Origin of the sequence: Streptomyces sp. NPDC048420 (assembly GCF_040651535.1) — a bacterium.
GTDB lineage: Bacteria > Actinomycetota > Actinomycetes > Streptomycetales > Streptomycetaceae > Streptomyces.
Genome location: NZ_JBEZKG010000018.1, coordinates 40,893 through 63,566 on the forward strand (window position 1 = coordinate 40,893; position 22,674 = coordinate 63,566).

General features: G+C 70.3%; 20 protein-coding genes and 1 tRNA gene. 14 read left to right on the forward strand and 7 right to left on the reverse strand.

Features of this window, described 5'->3' with window-relative positions; translation table 11 throughout:
• Positions 1 to 292: 292 nt before the first annotated feature.
• From AB0D34_RS31300 to AB0D34_RS31315, 4 genes are all read left to right on the forward strand, one after another.
• Positions 293 to 1,075, forward strand: a complete 783-nt coding sequence (locus AB0D34_RS31300; protein ID WP_362667499.1) for a class E sortase — start codon at positions 293 to 295, stop codon at positions 1,073 to 1,075.
• A gap of 46 nt (positions 1,076 to 1,121) precedes the next feature.
• Positions 1,122 to 1,433: a DUF6412 domain-containing protein gene (locus AB0D34_RS31305; protein WP_362667865.1), complete on the forward strand. Its 312-nt coding sequence runs from the start codon at positions 1,122 to 1,124 to the stop codon at positions 1,431 to 1,433.
• A gap of 90 nt (positions 1,434 to 1,523) precedes the next feature.
• The gene (locus AB0D34_RS31310) at positions 1,524 to 2,237 is read left to right on the forward strand and encodes a YidC/Oxa1 family membrane protein insertase (protein WP_362667501.1); all 714 of its coding nucleotides are present in this window, start codon (positions 1,524 to 1,526) and stop codon (positions 2,235 to 2,237) included.
• Positions 2,238 to 2,365: 128 nt separating this feature from the next.
• Positions 2,366 to 3,223: a fumarylacetoacetate hydrolase family protein gene (locus tag AB0D34_RS31315; RefSeq protein WP_362667504.1), complete on the forward strand. Its 858-nt coding sequence runs from the start codon at positions 2,366 to 2,368 to the stop codon at positions 3,221 to 3,223.
• A gap of 83 nt (positions 3,224 to 3,306) precedes the next feature.
• Here the strand turns inward: AB0D34_RS31315 and AB0D34_RS31320 are convergent, their stop codons facing one another.
• The 3 genes from AB0D34_RS31320 to AB0D34_RS31330 form a co-directional block, all read right to left on the reverse strand.
• The gene (locus AB0D34_RS31320; protein WP_362667506.1) at positions 3,307 to 4,164 is read right to left on the reverse strand and encodes an LLM class F420-dependent oxidoreductase; all 858 of its coding nucleotides are present in this window, start codon (positions 4,162 to 4,164) and stop codon (positions 3,307 to 3,309) included.
• 64 nt (positions 4,165 to 4,228) lie between these two features.
• Positions 4,229 to 4,738: a heme-degrading domain-containing protein gene (locus AB0D34_RS31325; protein ID WP_362667509.1), complete on the reverse strand. Its 510-nt coding sequence runs from the start codon at positions 4,736 to 4,738 to the stop codon at positions 4,229 to 4,231.
• On the reverse strand, positions 4,735 to 5,808 hold the full coding sequence (locus AB0D34_RS31330) for a Gfo/Idh/MocA family oxidoreductase (protein ID WP_362667511.1): 1,074 nt from the start codon (positions 5,806 to 5,808) through the stop codon (positions 4,735 to 4,737). The genes AB0D34_RS31325 and AB0D34_RS31330 overlap by 4 nt, the downstream gene beginning before the upstream one ends.
• 48 nt (positions 5,809 to 5,856) lie before the next feature.
• Between AB0D34_RS31330 and AB0D34_RS31335 the strand changes: the two genes are divergently transcribed.
• The 6 genes from AB0D34_RS31335 to AB0D34_RS31360 all read left to right on the forward strand — a co-directional run bounded on the left by AB0D34_RS31335 (position 5,857) and on the right by AB0D34_RS31360 (position 11,826).
• Entirely contained in the window at positions 5,857 to 7,059 is a 1,203-nt protein-coding gene (locus tag AB0D34_RS31335; RefSeq protein ID WP_362667513.1) for an ROK family transcriptional regulator, read from the forward strand.
• Positions 7,060 to 7,197: 138 nt separating this feature from the next.
• Positions 7,198 to 7,950 carry a hypothetical protein gene (locus AB0D34_RS31340; protein ID WP_362667516.1) on the forward strand — a complete coding sequence of 251 codons (753 nt, stop codon included), beginning with the start codon at positions 7,198 to 7,200 and terminating at the stop codon, positions 7,948 to 7,950.
• A 123-nt stretch (positions 7,951 to 8,073) separates the two neighbouring features.
• On the forward strand, positions 8,074 to 8,853 hold the full coding sequence (locus tag AB0D34_RS31345; protein ID WP_362667519.1) for an HAD-IIA family hydrolase: 780 nt from the start codon (positions 8,074 to 8,076) through the stop codon (positions 8,851 to 8,853).
• Positions 8,854 to 8,941: 88 nt separating this feature from the next.
• The gene (locus tag AB0D34_RS31350; RefSeq protein ID WP_362667522.1) at positions 8,942 to 9,478 is read left to right on the forward strand and encodes a hypothetical protein; all 537 of its coding nucleotides are present in this window, start codon (positions 8,942 to 8,944) and stop codon (positions 9,476 to 9,478) included.
• Positions 9,479 to 9,484: 6 nt separating this feature from the next.
• A complete protein-coding gene (locus AB0D34_RS31355) occupies positions 9,485 to 10,177 on the forward strand; it encodes a class F sortase (RefSeq protein WP_362667524.1) in 693 nt (230 codons plus the stop codon).
• An 80-nt stretch (positions 10,178 to 10,257) separates the two neighbouring features.
• Positions 10,258 to 11,826, forward strand: coding sequence for an LPXTG cell wall anchor domain-containing protein (locus tag AB0D34_RS31360; protein ID WP_362667526.1), 1,569 nt, complete (start codon positions 10,258 to 10,260; stop codon positions 11,824 to 11,826).
• Between the two features lie 266 nt (positions 11,827 to 12,092).
• On the opposite strand, the gene AB0D34_RS31365 is transcribed toward AB0D34_RS31360, so the two are convergent.
• Positions 12,093 to 12,878, reverse strand: a complete 786-nt coding sequence (locus tag AB0D34_RS31365; RefSeq protein WP_362667529.1) for a GAF and ANTAR domain-containing protein — start codon at positions 12,876 to 12,878, stop codon at positions 12,093 to 12,095.
• A gap of 165 nt (positions 12,879 to 13,043) precedes the next feature.
• On the opposite strand from AB0D34_RS31365, the gene AB0D34_RS31370 reads away from it, so the two are divergent.
• A complete protein-coding gene (locus AB0D34_RS31370) occupies positions 13,044 to 14,084 on the forward strand; it encodes a glycoside hydrolase family 6 protein (protein WP_362667531.1) in 1,041 nt (346 codons plus the stop codon).
• 98 nt (positions 14,085 to 14,182) lie between these two features.
• Here the strand turns inward: AB0D34_RS31370 and AB0D34_RS31375 are convergent, their stop codons facing one another.
• The 3 genes from AB0D34_RS31375 to AB0D34_RS31385 form a co-directional block, all read right to left on the reverse strand.
• Complete coding sequence (locus AB0D34_RS31375) at positions 14,183 to 16,120, reverse strand: kelch motif-containing protein (protein ID WP_362667534.1); 1,938 nt, start codon at positions 16,118 to 16,120, stop codon at positions 14,183 to 14,185.
• The gene (locus AB0D34_RS31380; protein WP_362667537.1) at positions 16,117 to 18,153 is read right to left on the reverse strand and encodes a glycosyltransferase family 2 protein; all 2,037 of its coding nucleotides are present in this window, start codon (positions 18,151 to 18,153) and stop codon (positions 16,117 to 16,119) included. Before AB0D34_RS31380 ends, AB0D34_RS31375 begins: the two co-directional genes overlap by 4 nt.
• A 993-nt stretch (positions 18,154 to 19,146) precedes the next feature.
• Positions 19,147 to 19,220, reverse strand: a tRNA-Lys gene (locus AB0D34_RS31385).
• Positions 19,221 to 19,386: 166 nt separating this feature from the next.
• On the opposite strand from AB0D34_RS31385, the gene AB0D34_RS31390 reads away from it, so the two are divergent.
• The 3 genes from AB0D34_RS31390 to AB0D34_RS31400 all read left to right on the forward strand — a co-directional run bounded on the left by AB0D34_RS31390 (position 19,387) and on the right by AB0D34_RS31400 (position 22,596).
• Entirely contained in the window at positions 19,387 to 20,715 is a 1,329-nt protein-coding gene (locus tag AB0D34_RS31390) for a peptidoglycan-binding protein (RefSeq protein WP_362667539.1), read from the forward strand.
• Between the two features lie 68 nt (positions 20,716 to 20,783).
• A complete protein-coding gene (locus tag AB0D34_RS31395) occupies positions 20,784 to 21,893 on the forward strand; it encodes an SPFH domain-containing protein (protein ID WP_362667541.1) in 1,110 nt (369 codons plus the stop codon).
• Between the two features lie 97 nt (positions 21,894 to 21,990).
• The gene (locus tag AB0D34_RS31400; protein ID WP_362667543.1) at positions 21,991 to 22,596 is read left to right on the forward strand and encodes a lytic polysaccharide monooxygenase; all 606 of its coding nucleotides are present in this window, start codon (positions 21,991 to 21,993) and stop codon (positions 22,594 to 22,596) included.
• The last annotated feature ends 78 nt before the right edge of the window (positions 22,597 to 22,674 follow it).

Below are 22,674 nucleotides of genomic sequence, written 5' to 3' on the forward strand. Positions count from 1 at the left end.
CTGTCTTCTCCGCCTCTCCGTGGGGCTCAACTACCTGTCCCTGAACAGGAGCTGACTCGTGGAACCAATGGCTCGCCCATAGCGGCCCCCCGCGTGCCAACACGAAGCATCGGGTGTGACAGGAGGGGTTGTCGAGAGGTGCGACAGCGCTTTCTTTCTATCCGGCTTTCTATTTCTCCAAGGGTTATGACAAGGGGTGTCATTCTGGCGCGGCTCGGGACGGCCGCATGTATGGCCACTTGAGGGGAGAACGCCTATCGTGCGGACCCCTGTTCGGAGGGAGGCGTACGTCATGCGGGTCCCCGTCCTGGAGCACGGCACCCGGCGACGGCGCGAGCGTCGCCGACGCGCGCTGTGGAGCGGCGGCGAACTCCTGGTCACCGTGGGCCTCGTCCTGCTGCTGCTCGTCGTGCACCAGCTGTGGTGGACCAACCGGGAGGCGAGGGAGGGCGCTCAGCGGAAGGTCGAGGCGCTGGAGCGGGAGTGGGCGGAGGGCGGCGGCGCCGACTCCGATACGGCCGTCCCCTCCATGTCCCCGTCCACGCCCCCTTCCTCGGTACAGGGCTCAGGCGAGCGTGGCGCTCGTACCGCCGCCCAGGACCTCACCGTCCCGACCCCCGACCCGTCCCGGTCGTACGCCATCCTCAGCATCCCTCGCCTCCACCTCCGCGTCCCCGTCGCCGAGGGCGTCGGCAAGCAGAGCGTGCTCAACAAGGGGTACGTCGGCCACTACCCCGGGACCGGGCAGCCGGGCCGGGCAGGGAACTTCGCGCTCGCCGGGCACCGCAACACCCACGGCGAGCCCTTCCGGTACATCAACCGGCTCGCGCCCGAGGACACCGTCCAGGTGGAGACGCGGAACGCGGTCTACACGTACGCCGTGGACAAGACCCTGCGCCAGACCTCGGCCCGTGACACGGGAGTGATCCGCGCCGTACCGCGCTCGACGCTCCATCCCGACTACGGCTACACGAGCCCCGGCTACTACATCACCCTCACCACCTGCACCCCGGAGTACACCTCCCGCTACCGGCTGGTGGTGTGGGGCAGGCTGGTGTCGATGCGGCCGCGTTGAGAAGGTATAACCGAACAAGGACCGTGAGGAGAGAGGGGGCGTGGCCGTGATCCGCAGTTGGACGTCCATGCGCCCCGCCGCCGTCTTCCTTCTCCTCGTTCTCGATGTCGTCCTGCTCGACACCGGCAGCCTCTCCGCCGCCGTCGCGCTCGCCGCGACCGCCGCGGCCGGCTCCGCGTTCGCCGCCTGCTCGCTGATCGTCTCGCGCTGCGCGCCCGCCGTACCGCCCACCCGGGTCCGTACGGCCATCCGCGACCGCGCCCGCCGTACGGCCTTCCTGCCGCAGCGGGACCCCGACGCCAGGGGGCGCTCACGTCCCCGAGCGCCCGGTCACACCCTCCGGACGATCACCGCGTAGGAGCCCCTCGGTTCATCGGGGTGTCCCGCGCGGGTCGTCATGCCGCCTCTCATCACTTCCGGCACGACGAGACCCCCGGAGGGCTCACCTATGTCCGTCTTCGCTGATCTGGTTCAGCACCTCGCCGATCTGCTCCATCCCCTCTTCGGCGCCACCGCGGCCGCCGCCGCGATCATCCTGTTCACCGCTTTCGTACGACTGCTCGTGCACCCCCTGTCCCGCGCCGCCGCCCGCGGCCAGAAGGCCCGCACCCGGCTCCAGCCGAAGATCGCCGAGCTGCGCAGGAAGCACAAGGGCGATCCCGAGAAGCTCCAGAAGGCGGTGATGGCCCTGCACGCCGAGGAGAAGGTCTCCCCGCTGTCCGGCTGCCTGCCCGGCCTGTTCCAGCTGCCCGCGTTCTTCCTGCTGTACCACCTCTTCTCCAACACGACGATCGGCGGAAAGGCGAACGAACTGCTCAGCCACGAGCTGTTCGCCGCGCCGCTCGGCGGGCGCTGGGCGGACGCGCTCGGCAGCGGCGGGGTGTTCGGGGGAGCGGGGCTCGTGTACGTCTGCCTCTTCGCGTTCGTGGTCGTGGTGGCGACCTTCAACTACCGCCGCACGAAGCGGATGATGGCCGCGAACCCGGTGATGCCGGTGACGGACGGGCAGCCGGTGCCCGGGGCGGGCGTGATGAGCAGGGCCATGCCCTTCATGTCCTTCTTCACGCTCTTCACCGTGGCGGTGGTGCCCCTGGCGGCCGCGCTGTACGTCGTGACCAGCTCGACGTGGGCCGCGGTCGAGAGGGCCGCCCTCTACCGCTGAGCCTCCGTGGCCACGGTCCAGTCCGTGAACCGGGTATTGCGGACTGGACACTCAGCTTGGAGGATCGACCAGTCATCCGATGGCTGCACCCGTCGGCGGGCGCCCCGCGAGCTAGGGAGATAGTGATCATGAAGCTGCTGCGAGTCGGTACGGCGGGAACGGAGACGCCCGCGCTGCTCGACGCCGACGGGGTCCTGCGGGACCTGTCCGGTGTCGTGGACGACATCGACGGGACGCTGCTCGCCGACGACGCGGCACTCGGCCGGGTCCGCGCGGCCGCGGAGTCCGGGGAACTGCCCGCGCTGGACGCCACCGGGCTGCGGGTCGGGCCGCCGCTCGCACGGATCGGGAAGATCGTCTGCATCGGGCTGAACTACCACGACCACGCCCGCGAGACGGGGGCCGAGCCGCCCGCCGAGCCGGTGATCTTCTTCAAGGCGGCGGACACGGTGGTCGGTCCCTACGACACGGTTCTGGTGCCCCGGGGGTCGGTGAAGACCGACTGGGAGGTCGAGCTGGCGGTCGTGATCGGGCGTACGGCCCGGTATCTGGAGTCCGCCGAGGAGGGGCTCGCCCATGTCGCCGGGTACGCGGTGGCGCACGACGTGTCCGAGCGGGAGTTCCAGATCGAGCGCGGCGGGACGTGGGACAAGGGGAAGAACTGCGAGACGTTCAACCCGCTGGGGCCGTGGCTGGTGACGGCGGACGAGGTCGGCGATCCGCAGGATCTGTCACTGAAGCTGTGGGTCAACGGGGAGTTGAAGCAGAACGGGACGACCGCCGAGCAGATCTTCGCCGTGGGTGAAGTGGTTCGGTATGTCAGCCAGTTCATGACTCTGTACCCCGGGGATGTGATCAACACGGGTACGCCGGCGGGGGTTGCGCTGGGGGAGCCTGAGCCGAAGCCGTATCTGCGGGCGGGGGATGTTGTGGAACTGGAGATTTCGGGGCTTGGGCGTCAGCGGCAGGAGTTCAAAGACGCCTGAGGGGCGGGGGATTGCGGCTGTTTGGCGGGTGCGGCGCCATTGTGGCTTGTCGCGCAGTTCCCCGCGCCCCTGGAAGCCATACGTCACGCCAGTAGCGATGCGAGCTTGCGGTAGGCCTCCCTCGGGAGGCTGTAGCGCGGGCCTCCATCCACCACCTGCAGGGCCACATGGTCCGCGCCCGCCTCTATGAACTCGTCGATGCGGGCGCGGATCCTCTCCTCCGTGCCCCAGGCGTAGACCGCGTCGACCAGGCGGTCGCTGCCGCCGTCCGTGAGGTCGTCCTCCGTGAAGCCGTTGCGGAGGAAGTTGTTGGTGTAGTTGGGCAGGGCGAGGTACAAGGCCAGGGAGTCGCGGGCCACGGCGCGGGCACGCGTGGGGTCGGATTCGAGGACGACCTTCAGCTCGGGGGCCAACAGGGGCGCCTCGCCCAGGAGTTCGCGGGACGCTGCCGTCTGCTCCGCGGTGATCAGGTACGGGATCGAGCCGGCCGCGCGGTTCTTGGCCAGTTCGATGGTCTTGGGGCCGAGCGCGGCCAGGACACGGCCCTCGGCCGGGGCTCCCGCCTCGTCCAGGGCGTCCAGGTAGGCCACCAGGGCCGAGTACGGGCGCCGGTACTGCTCCGCGAGCTGGGCGTGGCTGACGCCGAGGCCCAGGACGAATCGGCCGGTGTGGGCGGCGTTCAGGTCGGTGAAGCTCGCGGCGGCGGCCTTGGCCTCGTGTTCCCAGATGCTCTGGATGCTGGTGCCGACGACAATCCGGGAGGTGGCATCGAGGAGCGGGCCGGCGTTGGCGGCGGAGCTGTTGCCGCCCAGCCAGATCGCGCCGAACCCGAGTTCCTCCAACTCGGCGGCGGCCTCGGCGCGTTCGCCCGCAAGGGACGGGTCCTCGCCGCGCAGACCGCCGCCGTTCCAGATGCCGTACTTTCCGATGCTCTGCTTCATGGCAGGTGCCAACGATCAGGAGCCCGGTGTTCATTCCTGCCCCGGCTGGCGCTCCTTGCTTCGGCTAGCGCTCCTTGCTCAGGAACTCCTCCAGTGCCTCCACGACGAAACGGTGGTCCTGGAGCTGGGGCAGCCCCGACACGGTCACCGTGCCGACGACGCCCACGCCCTCCACCGTGACCGGGAAGGAGCCGCCGTGGGCCGCGTACTCGTCGGGGTCAAGGCGCGAGGACTCCTCGAAGGTGCTGCCCTTGGCGCGGAAACGGGCGCCGACCAGGTAGGACGCGGAGCCGTAGCGCTCCACGACCCGGCGCTTGCGGTTGATCCAGGCGTCGTTGTCCGGGGTGGAGCCCGGCAGGGCCGCGTGGAAGAGCTGCTGGCCGCCACGGCGGATGTCGACGGCCACCGGCGCCTGCCGCTCCCGGGCCATCTCCACCAGCAGGCAGCCCAGCGCCCACGCGTCCTCGTGGGTGAACTGCCGGAAGACCAGTCGGCGTTCCTGCGCCTCCAGTTCCTCCAGCGGCGGGGTGAGCTCCGGATGGAACTTCGGGGTCAGCTCGGTGTTGTGCGTCACAGCTTCACCGCCACTCCGTCATGGGCCGAACGGCGCGCCGCCTCCAGTACGTCGAGGGCGGCGGCCGCCTCCAGCGCGGTCACCGGGTTGGTGCCGCCGTCGGAGAGAGCCCTGGCCACGGCCGCATAGTAAGCGGGGTAGTCGCCGGAGAGGGTCGGTACGGCGCTGCCGCCGCCCGTCACGGGTGACTCGCCGGCGCCGAGCCGGCCCCACAGCGACTCGGGCTCCCGGCCCCACTCGGCGGCCGTGCCGGGCCGCTCGCCCTCCCTGAGTGCCGCCTCCTGCGGGTCCAGGCCGTACTTCACATAGCCCGCCTTGGAGCCCAGCACCCGGAAACGGGGGCCGAGTTGGGCTGTGGTGGCGGAGACGTAGAGGTGGGAGCGGACTCCGCTCGCGTGGGTGATCGCGATGAACGTGTCGTCGTCGATCGAGGCGCCCGGGCGGCGGAGGTCCGCCTCGGCGTACACGGAGGCGGCGGGGCCGAAGAGGGTGAGTGCCTGGTCGACGACATGGCTGCCGAGGTCGTAGAGCAGACCTCCGATCTCTGCCGGGTCGCCGGACTCCCGCCAGCCGCCCTTGGGCTGTGGCCGCCACCGCTCGAAACGGGACTCGAACCGCCATACGTCGCCCAGTTCGCCCTCGTCGAGGAGCTTGCGCAGCGTCAGGAAGTCGCTGTCCCAGCGCCGGTTCTGGAAGACGGAGAGCAGCAGACCGCGCTCCTCGGCGAGGGCGGCGAGTTCGCGCGCCTCGGCCGCCGTACCGGCGATCGGCTTGTCGACGACGACGGGGAGGCCGGCCTTCAGGGCGGTGCTGGTGAGGGGTACGTGCGTCCTGTTGGGGGAGGCGATGACGACCAGGTCGAGTTCGCCGGCGCGCGCGAACAGTTCGTCGGCGCCTTCGACGGTACGTACGTCGGGGAACTCGGCGCGGGCCTGTTCCTGCCGCTCGGGGTTCGAGGTGACCACCGTGTCGAGGGTGAGGCCCTCGGTGGCGGCGATCAGCGGGGCGTGGAAGACGGAGCCCGCGAGGCCGTAGCCGACGAGGCCCACGCGGAGGTCAGCAGCAGTCATGCACCCCACTTTCGCAACGGTGTTGCCAAAGTGCAAGCGTGGCGGACAATGGCAGGCGTGAACAGGACGAACGGTGGCGTCGACCTCCTGGCCCCGCGCAGCCACAACACCGCGCTCGTGCTCGACCTGCTGCGACGGGCGGGCGCCGAGGGCATCAGCCGGCTGGAACTCGCCGAACGGACCGGGCTGACCCCCCAGGCCGTCAGCAAGATCACCGCCCGGCTGCGGGAGGAGGGCCTCGCGAGGGAGGCGGGCCACCGCGCCTCGACGGGCGGCAAGCGGCGGACGGTGCTTCGGCTGGTGCCGGAGGCCGGCCACGCGGTGGGCGTCCACCTGGACCGGGACGCGCTGCGGGTGGTGCTGGTGGACCTGGCGGGGCGTGTGGTGGGTGAGCGGGGCGCCGCGCTGGACCTGGGCATGGGGGCGGAGTCGGTGGTGGCGGTGGTGGCGGGGGAGGTGGAGGCGCTGGTTGCGGGTCAGGGCGAGGAGGGATCCGAAGCGCCGGTGAACGCTGAAGCGGGGGATGCGGGGACTGGTGCCGCCCGCGGGGCGGACGACGGCTCGCTGCCCGCCCCTGAACCTCCCTCCGCCAAGCCCCTCCCCGAAGTGCTCGGCGCCGGTGTCGCCCTGCCCGGCCCCCTCGATCACACCCGGGGTGTGCTGCATCGCGTCACCGGGTTCCCCGAATGGGACGGCTTTCCGTTGCGGGACGCGCTCGCCCGGCGGCTCGGGGTGCCCGTCGTGGTCGACAAGGACACCAACGCCGCCGCGCTGGGACTCGCGGTCGCGGGAGAGCGGGGTTCGTTCGCCTATCTGCATCTCGGGACGGGGCTCGGCGCCGGGCTGGTCCTCGACGGCGCTGTGCACCGGGGCGCGCGGACCGGTGCCGGCGAGTTCGGGCACCAGGTCGTCCAGGTCGACGGCCCGCCCTGCGGCTGCGGTGACCGGGGCTGCGTCGAGGCGCTGTGTCTGGCGGCGGTGGCCCGCGGTGACCTCGGCGAGGCGGCACGGGTCCTCGGGATCGCGGCCGGCAACCTGGTCGCCCTCCTCGACATCGACCTGGTGCTGCTGGGCGGCCGTACCGTCGCCGCCGCCCCGGAGCCCTTCCTGCGAGGCGTCGAGGCCGTCCTCGACGAACGCGCCCGGCGCACCGGAGAACCCCCGGTCCCGGTCCGGCCGGCCACCGACGAGCTCACCGAAGGCGCGGCGCAACTCGTCCTCGCACCCCTCTTCGGCCGGGCGGACGCCTGACGGCCCGGGGCGCCACCCGCGCCGGGCGGCCCGGCCCTCGATCTTTCTCCTCCCTCGTGCGCTGATCGAGGGGACTTGCGGGGCCGTACGGAGCGGCACCGCCGGTCGGCCGCCCCCGCCCGGCACGGTCATGTGTTCATGCGACGGTATGCACACGGCCCTACACCCGCCCTTCTCGCCCTCGCGGCGGCAGCCGCCCTGATCCCCGCCGCCCCGGTGGCCCACGCCGACGACCGGGGCGCACCCTGTGCCCCCGACGGCCGCGACTTCCCGCTCACCACCCGCATCCACGGCGGCCCCACCGCCTACGAGGCCGGCGGCAGCCACGGCACCTGGTACCTGGACCTCACCAACACCACCCGCCACACCTGCGCCGGCATCCACCCGGTCGTCGTCCTCGTCGACGAACAGCACACCCTGCGTCCGACCCAGCCCCGCCTGGAGTTCTACGACGGCCCCCGCACCCACGCCGTCCGCTTCGAGACCACCGACGAGGACGAACTCGTCGGCACCCTCGACGGCAAGGGCTTCACCGTCCCCCCGGGCCGTACCGTCACCGTGAAGGTCCGGCTCACCTTCACCTCGGACACCGCACCGAACCAGGTCACCGCCAACGCGGCCGTCGTCCAGCGCCACGGCGACGACGGCGACTGGGTGGGCCAGTCCGCCGACTACCGCTTCGGCATCGGCACCGACCCGGCCGCCCCCTCCGACCCGGCCGCCCCCTCAGGCCCGGCCACCCCCTCCGGCCCGGCCACCCCGGAGGGCGTCCCGTTCGGGGAGAAGACCGGGCAACTCGCCGGCACCGGCGCCACAGTCGCCGCCCTCGCGGCCACCGCCCTCCTCCTCGCCGTCGGGGGCGCGCTCGTCCGCGCCCGTGGCCGCCGCTGACCCCGGCCCGGCCCCAAAGCTTCCAAAACCCGTCCCGAACTGGCCATTCCCTCAAGATCCGGCCACCTTCTAGGCTGGGGCCGACGCAGCACGGCGTACACGCGTACGGCAGGAGATCCGCACATGGCAGACCGCAAGCCCATCGATTCGTGGCTCACCGACATGGACGGTGTGCTCATCCACGAGGGCGTACCGATCCCCGGCGCCGACGCCTTCCTCAAGAAGCTCCGCGAGTCCGGCAAGCCCTTCCTGGTGCTGACCAACAACTCGATCTACACCCCGCGCGACCTGCACGCCCGGCTGCGCCGCATGGGCCTGGAGGTGCCGATCGAGAACATCTGGACCTCCGCCCTGGCCACCGCCCAGTTCCTGGACGACCAGCGGCCCGAGGGCACGGCGTACGTCATCGGCGAGGCCGGTCTGACCACCGCGCTGCACGACATCGGCTACATCCTCACCGACCACGAGCCCGACTACGTGGTGCTGGGTGAGACCCGCACGTACTCCTTCGAGGCCATGACCAAGGCCGTCCGGCTCATCAACGACGGCGCCCGGTTCATCTGCACCAACCCGGACGAGACCGGCCCCTCCGCCGAGGGCGCCCTCCCGGCCACCGGTGCCGTCGCCGCGCTGATCACCAAGGCGACCGGCAAGAAGCCGTACTTCGCGGGCAAGCCCAACCCGCTGATGATGCGGACCGGGCTCAACACGATCGGCGCGCACTCCGAGACCAGCGCGATGATCGGCGACCGGATGGACACCGACGTCCTGGCCGGCATGGAGGCCGGGATGCAGACCTTCCTGGTGCTCACCGGCCTGACCCGCCCCGAGCAGGTCGAGGACTTCCCGTACCGGCCGTCGAAGGTCGTGGACTCCATCGCGGACCTCGTCGACCGCATCTGAAAAGACACCCGTACGGAGCAGTGGGCCACCCTCCCGGCATGCGCGGCCGGGTGCCCCGGGGGACTCTCCAGATATCTGGAGGTTCACGATGGGTTCCCTACGTCTCACTCTCTGTACCGCGGCCCTGGCCGTCGCCGCCCTCACCCCGGTCGCGCAGGCGGCGGACGGCGGCACCGTCTCGGTGACCCCCTCGACCCCCGCCCCCGGCGCCGACCTCACCCTGCGGGTGACCGGCTGTGCCGGGAGGACGGCCACCGCCGCCTCGGCCGCGTTCGTCGCGGACGCCCGGCTGACGGTCGCCGACGGCAGCCTCGCCGGCGAGACCCGGGTCCGCTCCTCGATCGAGCCCGGCTCCTACGACGTGAAGATCGTCTGCGCCGACTTCGAGGTGAAGGGCCGGATCACGGTCGTAGCGGCGAACGGCGGTTCCGCTCCGCCCTCGCCGGTCGCCCCCGTCGACGCGGGCGGCGGCTGGGCCGCCACCCACCTCTCCGCCATGGAGCCCCGGGCCACCGGGCCCGGCACCGGGCAGGCGGTGACCGGCCTGGTGCTCGCCGGAGTCGCGGCGGTCGCCGTCGTACTGCGCGGCCACCGCCGCGGCCGCCGGAAGCGGGGGACGGACTGAGCGGCGATGTCCGACCGTTTCTCCGACGACGGCCCCGTCGGCAGCGACCGCGTCTCCGGGAGTGGACGGCTGCTGACCGCAGTGGCCTGGGCGCTGCTGCTGCTCGGGCTGTGGTTGTGGGGGCGCGAGGTGACCGACGTACGGCATGGCGTTTCCGACCCGGCCACGGGTGACGTGGCCGCGGTGGGGCGCCCGCCGGATGTCGAACTCCCGCCCGCCGCACGGCCGTTGAAGGGGGCGAGGCCGCAGCGTCTGGACATCCCGGACCTCGGGGTGCAGGCGCCGGTGGTGGCCCGCGGTCTGAACGCCCGGGGTGCCCTCGATCCGCCGCCCTTCGACCAGCCCGGGGTCGTCGGCTGGTACGCGGCCGGCGCTCGGCCCGGGGCGGCCGGGACCGCGCTGATGGTGGGGCACGTCGACACCGAGACCCGGCCCGCCGTCTTCTACAAGATCAGCGCGCTCAAGCCGGGCGGGACGGTCCGGGTGATGCGTGACGACGGCAAGGTCGCCGAGTTCACCGTCGACGACGTGCGGGTTCTCACCCGGGACCGGTTCGACGCCCAACAGGCCTACGGTCAGCACGAGTCGGGGCGGGCGGAACTGCGGCTGATCACCTGCGGGGGCACCTTCGACCGGACGACCCGCAGCTACACGGCGAACGTGGTCGTGTCGGCGTATCTGACGGGAAGCGGTCTCTAGAACGCCAGCACAACCCTCAGTGTCTGTGAGGTGTCTGAGTGGCTGGCGGGGTGAGATGCGCTCCGCGGGGAGGGACCAGGATGATCAACCGCCGACGCAGGGTGGGGGCCGTGCTGACCGCCGTCGCGGCCGTCGTCGCCGCATGGCTGCCCGCCACCTCCGCGCAGGCCGCGGACGGTCCGGTGGTGCACATCAAGATGCAGAAGAACGACATGGCGCTGCCCATGCCGCCGAGCCTGGACCCGCCGCAGGTGAGCTGGCTGCTGTACAACGACGGGCCCGGCGTCGCGAAGGACGTCAACATCAGCATGGACCTGAGCGACGTCAAGAGCTGGCTCACGGTCGACGGCAAGGCGGCCGACGACGTCTACACCTGGCCGGCCATGGAGGAGGTGGACGAGGGCAGTGAGTCCGGCTACATCGCGGACATCAACCCCAAGCCCGACACCCCGCTCGGCACCACCGGCACGGTGACGCTCAACGGCACGTCGTCCAACGGCACCGTGGTCTCCACCACGGTCAAACTGACCGTGGGCTCCGCCGAGTTGACGGTGAACCAGCTGGCCGACCGGAAGGGCGACAAGCCGGGATCCACGATCGAGACCCCGGTCACGATCAGCAACACCGGCTCCGTGCCCGCCGACGGGGTCCAGCTGCGGGTGATCACCACCGTCGGACTGTCGTACGCGGACCGCTTCTCCAACTGCGTCTACTCCACGGTCCCCGACGACGGCTCCTACAACGCCACCCAGCAGGCGCTGTGCACCTTCGACACGGTCGTCGAGCCGGGCAAGCGCTACACGCTGGACCAGCCGCTGAATCTGGACGTGACGAAGCAGGCCCTGTACGAGTTCGTCAGCCGTGAGGCCCTGACTCTCCCCGGCACCCCGACGGCGTCGGGCAGCGGCCCGAAGCTCTCCCTCGTCGCCGCCGGAGCCGCGGCCACCGACGGCATCTATCTCGCCCGGCAGCACATCGGCATCGACAACACCGCCGACATGGTCGCGGACGGCGACACCGCCGAGGGCGCCCCGGGCGACCTGGTGCACGTGGACATCTCCTTGACCAACAAGGGCCCGGCCCGGGTCGCCAACAACGTCGACGACGACCAGCCGGCGCTGCTGTTCACCGTCCCCACCGGCACCAAGGCCGTGGAGATCCCCAAGCGTTGCAGCGTGTGGATCCCCGAGGCGGAGGCCGGCAGCGGCGAGCAGACGCCGGGTGCGCCGCAGTACATCTGCCACTCCGATCCGAACGAGTTCGAGGTCGGGGACGCCCGCACCTTCCGGTTCGGCCTGGAGATCCGCGAGGGCGCCGCGACCACCACGGGCGAGGCCCTGGCCACCACGGGGTACGGCAACACCATGAAGTTCGACGACAACCACGCCAACGACACCGCGGACGTCACGGTCGAGGTCGAGGACGCCGACAGCGCCACCGCCTCGGCCTCCGCGTCCCCCGCCGTCACGGGCGACGACGGCAACGACGGCAATGACGTCAAGACCCAGACGGTCGCCGACGCGGCCGTGACCGGCTCGCTCGCCAGCACGGGCAGCAGCAGTGCGCTGCCCGTCGCCGGCGCGGTGGGCGCGGGCGCGCTGCTGATCGGTGGCGCGCTGGTGTTCTTCGTACGGCGCAGGAAGGCCTGACGCGAGAAGGACTCACCTGGCCCGGTCGGCGACCCGCTCCCCCCGAAGTCGCCGACCGGGCTGGTCCTCGACCGCGCGCGCTCGGGCTGCGGGAGTAACCCGGCGACGGCGCGGGAGGCCTGGGGGCACGGTGGGTCGTGGCTGCGGCCAGGGGCTGGGGCCGTATGAGGAGACTTTAGAACGAATGAGCGCCCGGGCCTAGAGTCTGATTGACGCCAAGTCCCAAGCTCGTGGCTCTCCGTCATATGAGCTGGTGGCCCGGGGTGCTACGCGGGTCCGTCGGCGCTTCCGTCGAGCTCCCGGCGCAGCTCGGCGCCGTCCTCGACGCCCTCGATGACCGCGCTCGCCACCCGGTCCAGCGGCAGCCGACGCCGCCGCGCGTACTGCCTGAGGGCCATGAACGCCTGGTCGGCGCGGACGCTCCAGCGCTCGGCGAGCATGCCCTTGGCCTGCTCGATACGGACCCTGCTGGACAGGGCCTCCTGCAACTGCCCGGACAGCGTGCGGTACTGGGAGTACGTGTGGCGGTTCTGCAGGCCGAGGGCGGCGGCGTCGGCGAGGGCCTGGGCGACCTCGAGTTCCGGTGCGACGCTCGTGACCTCGGCCGGGGTGGTGTCGGGCAGCGTCGGCACGAACACGTTGAGGGCGCCCAGCATGTCCTCGTTGCGGCGCAGCGGGACCGCGTAGGTCGCCGTGATGTCGTGCCGCAGGGCCCGTTCGGTGAACTCGGGCCAGCGGGCGTCCGCGTGGGCCACCTGGATCGACACCGGCGGCACCGGCCGCCCCGAGCCGTAACTGTCCATACAGGGCCCGCCGTCGTGCTGCACCTCGAGGAGTTCCAGCGCCACGTCCTCGTGCCGGCTGCTGGCCGCCAGCGACACCGCCCGGCCCCCGTCGATCAGCATCACCCCGGCCGCCGAGGCGTTCAACAGCTCCACGCAGTGATCGGACATCCGTTGTAAGTACCGGGTGGCCTCGAACCCCTCGACGAGGGTGTCCGCCGCCTCCACCAGTGCTGAGGCCAGCCGGATCTCCCTGGTGGCGTACCGCATCCCAGAAGCACTCCCCTTCTTCGACGAGCGCCCCCGTACAGACGCGCACCTACCCCGACCGTCGGGGCTGTAACAGCTCTTGGACAAGGCTCGGGCGATCTCGTGGGCGGCGCGAGTGGTGTGTCACGATTGAGACTTGGCATGGTGCACCCAGGGGGGAATTGGATGTACGTCAGCAGGGGGGCCAGGAGGGCGACCCGTGCACGGGCTTCCGCGGCGGTGCTGGGGGCGGCACTGCTGCTCGCCGCGTGTTCGTCGTCGGGGGACGGAGAAAAGGAGGGCGACGGCGACAAGGCCGGTGCCGCGATCACCCAGCAGCCCAAGGAGGCCGACCCGTTCTGGGTCAACCCGGACGGCAACGCGGCCAAGCAGGTCGCGGCGTACGTGAAGAGCGGCAAGGACGAGGACGCCGAGCAGATCCGCAAGATCGCCCAGCAGCCGGTGGGGGAGTGGATCGGCCCCGAGAACCCGGAGCAGGAGGCGCGCGGCTTCACCGAGGCCGCCGACAAGGCCGGCCGTACGGCCCTCCTGGTCCTCTACAACATCCCGCACCGCGACTGCGGCCAGTACTCCCAGGGCGGCGCCGCCGACGGCAACGCCTACCGGGCCTGGATCGAGGGTGTGGCCGCCGGCATCGGCGACCGTGCGGCGACGGTGATCCTCGAACCGGACGCCGTACTGCACCTCGTCGACGGCTGCACCGAGGAGGAGTTCCACGAGGAGCGCTACGACCTCCTCACCGGCGCAGTCGAGAAGCTCAAGTCCCTGAAGAACACCAAGGTCTACCTCGACGCGGGCAACGCCGGCTGGGGCCACCCCGACCAGATCTTCGAGCCCCTCAAGTGGGCCGGCATCGCCAAGGCCGACGGCTTCTCGGTGAACGTCTCCAACTTCTACTCCACCGAGGACTCCATCGCCTACGGCAAGGAACTCTCCGCGAAGGTCGGCAACAAACACTTCGTCATCGACACCAGCCGCAACGGCAACGGCCCGTACAAGGGCGGCGACGAGAACGAGCGTTGGTGCAACCCACCGGGCAGGGCCCTGGGAGAGACGCCGACGATAAAGACGGCGGACCCCTTGGTGGACGCCTACTTGTGGGTCAAGCGCCCAGGTGAGTCGGACGGCGAATGCAAGGGCGGCCCGAAGGCAGGCCAGTGGTGGCCGACCTACGCATTGAAACTGGCGCAAGCGTCAGGCAGTTAGGGGCGCGGGGCTGTATCGATTTGCGGCTCCGCCGCGTGGGCGCGACAAGCCACGACGCTCCCGCACCTGAAATCAAAGGTGCGGGAGCGTTTTTGGCCCTACGGCACTCGAACCCACTGAGCCTTGCTGGGCGTCCCCTGATCGTCATCCACGAACAGCATGTACCACCCCGACTGCACCAGGTTCTTGTTCTCCGGCACCGTCACCTTCACCTTGTCCCCCGACACCGTGAACTTCATCTCGATCGACCGCTGATCCACATCGGTCACATGAGTGGACGCACTGGGCCGAATCAGCCGCACCTTCTTGATCACAGAAGCCTGCGGAGAGGTGAACGTCCCGGACGCACCCCGAGCGATCGTCTGCGGCCCCCCGGACAGCGAAGGCCGAGAATCCCGGTACAGATAAGGCGGCGTGTAGATCTCGATCCGCTGCTCAAAAGTGCCGGGCTTCGTGTTCGCCTTGTCCGCGTACAACGAGTCCGACCCGAAGAACATCACCCGCCCGTCCGGCAACAGCAGCGACCCGGAGTGGTAGTTGCGCCCCACCAGAGGATCGGCCACCGACTCGAACGTGTTCGTGTCCGGCTGGTACAGCCGGGCCTGGAGGATGTTGGAGTCCCCGCGCCCCCGATAGTCCTCCGACCCGCCGGACACCAGCACGGAGTCGTCGGGAAGGATCGACGCCTGCGGATACCGCGTCCCCTTCTCCAGGGTCGGCCCGTCCACGAACTTCGGGCTGTCCGCCTTCATGTCCACGATCCGCGTCCGGTTGCTGGACTTCGCGGACTCGCCGACCCCGCCGCCCCCGATCACCATGTACTTCTCGTCCTGCGCCGGCGGCAGCAGCACGGTCCCCGAGGTCTCCATCTCCTTCGCGTCGCTGAGCCCCGGGACCTTCGTGAACTTGTTGCTGTCCACGTCCCAGATCCCCGGCTCGCGCCCCACGTTGTCCGGTCCGTACCCCGCGTTCGACCCCGAGTAGAAGATCTTGCCGTTCTGCATGAGGAACAGCGCGGGGTACGTCGGGAACTGACGGATCTTCGAGGTGTACGTCCACTTCCTGGTCTTCGGGTCGAAGACCTCGTTCTTGCCCGGCACCAGCTGCCCGATGTCGTCGAGCCCGGAGACACTGAGGATCTTCCCGTCGCTCAGGGTGGTGAGCGTCGGATACCAGCGGGCCTCCTTCATCGGGTCGACCTTGATGTACTTCTCGGCGACCGGATCGAACTCGAAGGCGTCCCGGATCCCCTGGAAGTCCTTCTTGTCGAGGGCGAGCTTCTGCGCGATCCCGTAGGTGTTGCGCGCGTCGGTCCCGGTGAGCCCCTGGATCCGGTAGTTGTCCTGGGTGCCCGTCTCGTACTTGGCGCCGCTCTTCTGCGCCTCGACGTAGATACGCCCGAGGCCGGGATCGTTGCGCAGGAACTTCCCGGTCGCTTTGTCGAAGACCTTCTTGGCGCGCTCCACGACGACCGGGTCCTTGGACACGAACGTCTGGCCGTTCTCCTTGCCGGTGAACTTGGTGCCCGCCGGCAGGGTGATCGGCTCGTCCGGGTTCTCGTTGTGGACGATCATCAGGCCACCGGCCTTGGTGACGTCACCCTTGAGCTTCTCGTACCGCTTGGTGCCACCGGCGATCAGCAGGTTGCCGTTCGCCAGCTGCGTGTGCCCCGTGCAGAACAGGTCCTTCGGCGTCGGCACCTTCTTGATGGTGCCCTTGACCGGGTCCCAGATCCGGGTGTCGAACTTCTTCGCGTCGAAGTTGTCCTGGTCGTTGCCCGAGCCCGCCACCAGCAGCACCTTCCCGGTGCGCAGCAGCGCCGCGTGGATGGTGTTCTGCCGGTACTCCTCGGGGAAGTCGACGATCTCCCACTTGCCGTTCTCGGCTTTGTACTCCGGTCTGTTGATTTGGTACTGGTGGTACTTCTCGGTCCCGAAGCGGTACAGCCACGGCCCGTTCATCCCGGCCAGCGCGAGCACCACCGCCGTACCGATCGCGAGTCGACGGGCCCGGCGGCGGCCTGCACGGTCGTTCATTCCTTACGTCCCCCAAGTCCACCGAGGGCGATCTGCATGGTCTGGTCGTTGGCCATGTCGCCCTCGTCGTGCGTGTGCGAGTCGGCCCAGCTCGGCTTGTGGGCCGGAGCGTGCTGCGCGGTCGGCAGCGGCTGCGGCTGGTAGTGCGCCTGGACCGGAACCTGAGCGGCCGGACCATGGGACACCGGCGCCTGAGCGGCCGCGCCCTGTGCCGGAACCACCGCTCCCTGAGGCGCACCGGCGGGCTTCTTCTTCGCCTGGCGCAGCATGTGGCGCCAGGCGAAGATCGGTGTCGCGGTGATCAGCATGGCGAAGGTCGCCCAGATGATCATCGCGGGGTGCGAGTGCCCCAGGGCGATACCGGCGCCGATCGAACCACCGAAGATCGCGATGAAGTACCAGTGGTAGCGGAAGGTGCCGAACCACCGGTCGGGGCTGGCGGAGTCACCCTTGGGCGTGACCACGAACTTGCTCTTGCGCCGCAGTGCCGAGTCGACCAGCGCCTTCGCGTACAGCGGGGCGGACAGCGCCGACATCACCATGCCCGCGACACCGCCGGAGCCCTCGGGCTCGTGCGGCGAGACGTTGTGGCGGCGGTTCCAGATGTACAGGCCGATCTGGAGCGCGGAGGCGTTGCCGTAGAGCATCAGCCACACGGTGGGGTCGATGTTCACACCCGAGGCGCCCAGGCCCAGGAACAGCGCGCAACTCAGTGCCGCGAGGATCCAGTTGAGGGCGGACATCGGGTAGAAGATGATCATCATCGTGTAGTTGAAGAGCTTGCTCGGCGGCAGTGAGTACCAGCCCTTCCAGTACTGCTTGAGGATCGTCTCGTACGTCCCTCGCGACCAGCGCATCTGCTGGGTGAAGAAGTCGGTCCAGGCGCTGGGCCCCTCACCGACGGCGAGAACGTCCGGCGTATAGACCGAGCGCCACTTCCTCCCTGTGGCCGGGTTCTTGTGGCGGTGGATCTCGAACCCGGTCGCCATGTCCTCGGTGATCGAGTCGTACAGCCCGCCGATCTGCTTGAGTGCCTTGATCCGCACGGCGTTCGACGTGCCCACGAACATCGGGGAGCCGTACTTGTTGCCGGCGCGCTGGATGAGCGCGTGGAAGAGGAACTGCTGGGACTCGGCGGCCTTGGTGACGAAGTTGTCGTAGTTGCCGTAGACCTGCGGGCCGATCACGAAGCCGACGTCCGGGTCGCGGAAGAAGCCGAGCATCCGCTCCAGGTAGTTGGGCAGCGGCACGTGGTCGGTGTCGACCGAGGCGAAGAAGTCGTACTGGTCGCCGTGCGCGTCCAGCCAGGCGTTGTAGTTGCCGTGCTTGGTCTTGGCGCGGTGCGGACCCTTGGGCTGGTTCCACTTCTCGACGCCCTTGCGGGAGAAGTGGTGCACGCCGAGCCGGGCGCAGACCTCCTTGACCGCGGGGTCGTCGCCCTCGTCCAGGAGCCAGACATGCATGAGGCCGCGGTGGCGGATCTTCACCGCGGCTTCCAGGGTCTTCGTCACCATCTCCAACGGCTCCTTGCCGGGCACGAAGGAGGTGAGGAAGGCCACTCTGGTACCGGTCTCGGGCACGACCGGGACCGGGTCGCGGGCGACCAGGGTGGCGTGCGCGTTGGACAGCACGTTCATGCAGCGGAAGAACTCGATCAGGCCGATCGAGACGAGCATGACGATGTCCAGGGCCGGCAGCCAGGCGAAGGCCGGGTAGTCGCGCTCGGTCCAGTGCTCGGGCTGCAGCAGCCAGGCCAGCAGGACCAGGGAGAGCAGCGGGGCCGCGGCGAGCATCAGGGCGACTCTGATGCGGTGCGGCTCCTGCGAGATCAGTGAGCGGTACTGCACCTTGTAGGGCCGGCTCGGGTCGGGCTGTGTGAGGGGACCGGCCAGTCTGCTGTAGTGCTCGTAGTCGTACTTCGGAAGCGTTTTCTTTATCCGGCGGAGTGCGCCGGTCCGATGCGAAGGCAGCCTGAGCTGTGTGGTGTCTGACGGGTCGAAGTTCTGCCGGGCGCCCGTCGGCGTCGACGTCATGAGTCATCCCCCCACACGCGGACGAACCGCGTGTTGTCGTTTCCTTACGGCTGCTCTGGTCCCCCTCGACCTTCACAGACGTATCAGTGGTGGGCCGCAGTCACCACAATCTTCACAGCATTAGACAGTGAACCGCGACCTCCGGTTGCAGGACGCCCCCCTCGGCGTCCTCTGCGGCGGGGCCCCCTTTCCCCGCAACACCGGCAACCGGCTCCTTGCCCCCCAACTGCCACGTATCCGCAGCATCTTGAAAACCAGGGTTCTACGGTGCTCATCATGATCGCAAGATGCGAAACGCGGTGTTTACCGGTCATACGCGTTCATTGTGGCGCCTGTGGGGGCCTTGTGGAGTCGTTGTGGACATCCATACGGACACAGATCCGCCCCGGTTCAGCCCCCTCCCGGCAGGAAGGCCCCCTGCTTCACAGAAGCCCCCTGAACACCGAAGACTCCCGCTCCCACGGAAGCCCTTCGCTGTCGGTACGCCGCCAACGACTCGAACCCCGGCCCCACTGATGCTGCGCCTGCCCGGGGGCAACCCGGCCCTCCGACGGAACCCCTGGCCTCCCGGCGGAACGCCCGCCCTGCCGGCGGAATCCCTGGCCTTCCGGCGGAATCCCTGGCCTTCCGGCGGAACGCCTGGCCTTCCGGCGGAATCCCTGGCCTTCCGGCGGAATCCCTGGCCTTCCGGCGGAATCCCTGGCCTTCCGGCGGAATCCCTGGCCTTCCGGCGGAACCCCTGGCCTTCCGGCGGAACCCCTGGCCTTCCGGCGGAACCCCCGGCTCTCCGGCGGAACCCCTGGCCTTCCGGCGGAACCCCCGGACTGCCGACGGAACCCCCGGCCTCCCGGCGGAACCCCCGGCCTCCCGGCGGAACCCCCGGCCTCCCGGCGGAACCCCCGGCCTCCCGGCGGAACCCCCGGCCTCCCGGCGGAACCCCCGCCCCCCTGAACGCCGAAGGCCCCCCGCTTCCACGGGAGGCCTTCGGTGTCGTGCGCCGCCAGGGACTCGAACCCCGGACCCGCTGATTAAGAGTCAGCTGCTCTAACCAACTGAGCTAGCGGCGCCTGCTGACCTGCACGACTCTACCCGACCCGGGAGGGTGCCCCGAAACGCCCCCGAGACGTGCCGTACATCATTCGGACCGTCAGCATGCGCGTCCGGGCGACAGTTGAGAAAATGACCAATGTGCACATTTGCAGACATTTCGATCTGGGGTGTGAGGGGCGTCGCATGGAGACTCCGGTATTCGAGGACATCGATCCCGCGAACGACTGCGACTGCCCCGGATGCCTCCACTGGCGCCGTGTCCTCCCCAGGCCGACCGCAGGTCACCCCGCGGCCGCCCGGGCCGTGATCATCGCCGCCGCGGCCACCACCGCCCTCGGCGCGGTCCACGCGGCCCCCGCCTTCGCCGCCCCCCACGCCCCCGCCCGCCCCGGCGCCCCCGCGGACGAGCCCGACACCCCGCAGGGCGACAAGGCCCCGCTGCACGGCGCGGGCGGCAGACCGGCCGGCGTCAAAACCCCGCCCACCACTCGCGCCGACATCATCACGCGCGCCAAACAGTGGGTCGCCGCGAGGGTGCCGTACAGCATGTCCGCGTACTGGGGCGACGGCTACCGCCAGGACTGCTCGGGCTTCGTGTCCATGGCCTGGAACCTGCCGGGCAACGAGTGGACGGGCAGCCTCGACAAGTACGGCATGCGGATCGCCAAGGACGACCTCCAGCCCGGCGACATCCTGCTCTTCCACAACCCCGCGGACCCCGAGCAGGGCTCCCACGTCGTCATCTTCGGCGGCTGGACGGACTACACGCACACCTACTACCTCGCCTACGAGGAGACCCGCCCCCACGCCCGCAAGCAGGCCACCCCGTACGCCTACTGGAGCCACGCGAACCGGTACGTCGCCTACCGGTACAAGGGGCTCGCGGCCGGCACCCCGGGCACCGAGCCGGAGCCGGAGCCGAAGCCGGAGCCGGAGCCGGACTCCGGCAAACCGGAGGCGCCGGACGTGACGTCCTACCCGGGAGCCGCCTACTTCGGCCCCGGCGCCAACAACAAGTACGTCACCCAGCTCGGCCGCATGCTCGTCGAGCGCGGCGCCGGGCGCTACTACACCTCCGGGCCCGGCCCCCGCTGGACGGACGCTGACCGCAGGGCCACCCAGGCGTTCCAGCGGGCGCAGGGCTGGCGGGGCGGGGACGCGGACGGGATGCCGGGGCGGCAGACCTGGACGCTGCTGATCACCGGGGGCGGCAAGGACATCGACGCGGGAGCGGCCATCCCGCCGGCACCGGGACCGCCCTCCTCGCACGGCGTCCCCGGCTACCCGGGGCGCGCGATGTTCCGGCCCGGCGCGACCAACAAGTACGTCACCCAACTCGGGAAGCAACTGCTGAAGAAAGGATTCGGCAAGTACTACACGACCGGTCCGGGACCCCGCTGGGGCGAGCCGGACCGGCGCAACGTGGAGGCCTTCCAGCGCGCCCAGGGCTGGCGGGGCGGCGCGGCGGACGGCTACCCGGGGCCGGAGACCTGGCGACGGCTCTTCTCGTAGACCTGACGGGTGACCACCCGGCTCGTCATCACCTGTTGTGACATCTGGCGCGGAGGCTGGAGACACGCATGAGCACGACCACTTCACCCACACCGGAGTCCGAGGGGCACGCCCGCCCCGCGCGGCTCATCCAGAACGAGGTGACCACCGAGATCCCGGTCCACCTGCTGTTCCGTGACGAACCGGACCCGGTGTCGGTGCCGCTGAAGCCCGCGGTGGTGGCCCGCCGACAGGGCACCGGGGAGCAGCCCCGCCTGCGCAGGCCGGCCCAGGCCGCCCGCCGCCCCGCCCCCGAGGTCGACCCCGAACTCGCCGAACGCCCGGCTCGGGTGCTGCCGGGCTCGGCCGGCGTCCTCGCCGGCGCCTGCGGTCTGGCCGGGTGCGCGGTCACCTCCTGGTGGGCGGGCGTGCTGCCGCCGCTCGCGTCGGAGGCGCTGCGGCTGCCGTCGTACGCGGGAGCGGGCCTCGGTCCGGTGCAGTGGGCCGCGTACGCCGGGGCCGGCGCCCTCGGTCTGTTCGGCTTCGGCGGCCTGGCCCGGGGCCGCACCGGACGCGCCTGGGTGCTCGGCCTGTTCGGCCGCTACCGGGGCACCGTCCGGCGCACCGGCCTCATGTGGGTCAACCCCCTCCTCCTGCGCCGGCGGGTCGACGTACGGCTGCGGCACTGGCGCGGCGAGCCGATGCCGGCCGCCGACGCGAGCGGGGTCGCGCTCAGGGTCGTCGTCCTGGTGGTGTGGCGGGTGCGGGACACCGCGCGGGCCACGCTGGGCGTCGACGACCACGAGACGTATCTGCGCGAGTGCGTCGAGGCCGCCCTGGCCCGTATCCCGGTGGAGGCGCCGGGCTCCGGCCGGGGGTCGGCCGACGCGGCGGGCGAGGCGCTGACCCGGCTGGTGGCCGCGGAGACCGCGCCCGTCGGCGTCGAGGTGTTCTCCGTCCAGCCGCTGCGGGTCGAGTACGCCCCGGAGGTCGCCGCCGCGATGCACCGCCGCCGCATCGCCGCACTGGACGCCCAGCACCGGGCGAGCATGCTGACGTCGGTCGTGGACTCGGTGGAGGACACGGTGACTCGGCTGACCATGCGCGGCCTGGTGGAGCTGGACGACTACGAACGCAAGGCGCTGGTGAAGGACTTGACGGTGGCGTTCTGCTCGGGGCGCGGAGAACAAGGGGCGTAGTTGGTATGGACATGTTCAACGCACGGTAATAATCTGAGACTTGGTCTAGACCTGCACGCCTCACGGAACATCCCCCACGTTCTCCAGGAGCGGCAGCATGCGCAGAAAGACCAAGTGGTACGCCGCCGTGGTGGGCCTCGCCACCACCGGAGCCGTCGTGCTCTCCTCCGGCGGCGCCAGCAGCCACGGCTACACCGACCTCCCCGTCAGCAGGCAGAAGCTCTGCCAGAACGGCACCGTCACGAACTGCGGCGACATCCAGTGGGAGCCGCAGAGCGTCGAGGGCCTCAAGGGCTTCCCGGCCTCCGGACCGGCCGACGGTCAGATATGCAACGGCGGCGTGAGCCGCTTCAGCCAACTCAGCGCGCCGCGGACGCCCTCGGGCACCGCCTGGCCCGCGACGAAGGTGACGGGCGGTCAGAGCTACACGTTCCGCTGGCAGTTCACCGCGATGCACGCGACGACCGACTTCAAGTACTACGTCACCAAGGCGGGCTGGAACCAGAACCACAACCTGGCCCGCTCCGACCTCACCCTCACCCCGTTCCTGACCGTCCCCTACAACGGCCAGCGACCTCCCTCCACCCTCTCCCACAGCGGCACCCTGCCGTCCGGGCTCAGCGGACGGCACGTCATCGTCGCGGTGTGGACAGTGGCCGACACGACGAACGCGTTCTACGCCTGCTCGGACGTCACGTTCTGAGCCGGCTTCCCCACGCGAGCTGTGGACAGCCCAGTCACAGGCCCCCGGCTCTCCACATCTGACGACTCGTCAATTACC